Origin of the sequence: Streptosporangium sp. NPDC006013, assembly GCF_040614275.1 — a bacterium.
Lineage (GTDB): Bacteria > Actinomycetota > Actinomycetes > Streptosporangiales > Streptosporangiaceae > Streptosporangium.
The window spans coordinates 1-1,140 of the sequence record NZ_JBEXUE010000976.1; the positions used below are offsets into that span (position 1 = coordinate 1).

1 protein-coding gene is annotated in these 1,140 nt (G+C 71.5%); it reads right to left on the reverse strand.

Annotated elements, in window-relative coordinates; translation table 11 throughout:
- Window positions 1-1,140 (reverse strand): beta-ketoacyl reductase (locus ABZ260_RS51395; protein WP_355633338.1); only part of this gene is annotated, 1,140 nt, incomplete at both ends.

Genomic DNA, 1,140 nt, shown 5'->3' on the forward strand with positions numbered 1-1,140 from the left:
CCGATCGGCCTCACCCAACCCGGCCAACCGCCGCACCAGCGCACCGTCACCCGACACCGACCCCGACACCGCCGACCGACGAACCCCCCGCACCAGCCCACGCAGCAGATACGGCACCTCGCCCCGCGCCCGCACCGCCGCCAGGTCGAGCCGCGCGACCACCAGCACCGGACGATCCACCGCATCCACCGCGTCGAACGACGCCAGCCCCTGCTCCACCGACAACGGCGACATCCCCGCCCGCGTCATCCGTCGCAGATCGACCTCGTCCAACCCACCGGTCATCCCGGCGTCCTGCGCCCACGGCCCCCACGCCAGCGACCGCGCGGCCAACCCCTGCGCCCGCCGATACTCCGCCAACGCGTCCAGGAACGCGTTCGCCGCCGCGTAGTTACCCTGACCCGCCCCACCGAACGCCCCCGCCACCGACGAGAACACGATGAAGTCGGCCAAGCCCCCATCACGAGTCAGCTCATGTAGATACCAGGCCGCGTCCACCTTCGGCCGCAACACCGTCTCCAACCGCTCCGGTGTCAGCGACGGAATCGTCCCGTCGTCCAGCACACCCGCGGTATGAATCACCGCGGTCAGCGGATGCCCGGGATCCACCCTCGCCAGCAACGCCGCCACCGCGTCCCGATCGGCCACATCACAGGCGGCGATCTCGACCTCGACCCCGTGCGCGATCAGCTCGGCCCGCAGTTCCAGCGCGCCGGGGGCGTCCAGGCCCCGGCGGCTGGTCAGCAGCAGACGCCGCACCCCCCGCTCGGCCACCACATGCCGCGCGAACAACGCCCCCAGACCACCCGTCCCACCGGTGATCAGGACAGTTCCCTCCGGATCCCAGGCACGATCCTCACTCAAACCAGAGCCGGACGCGAGGTCAACGCCACGCTCGGAGCCAGAGCCATCACCGGAATCCGAGCCGGGCACCACCCGTACCAGCCGGGCAACCCGCACCTCACCCCCACGCACCGCCACCTGCGGCTCACCCGAGGCCAGCACCCCGGACAGCACCGATGCCGAGATCTCCTGCCCATCCAGGTCAATCAGCACGAACCGGCCCGGATTCTCCGACTGCGCCGAGCGCACCAACCCCCACACCGCCGCCGCGCCCAGATCGGTGACCGCATCCCCCGC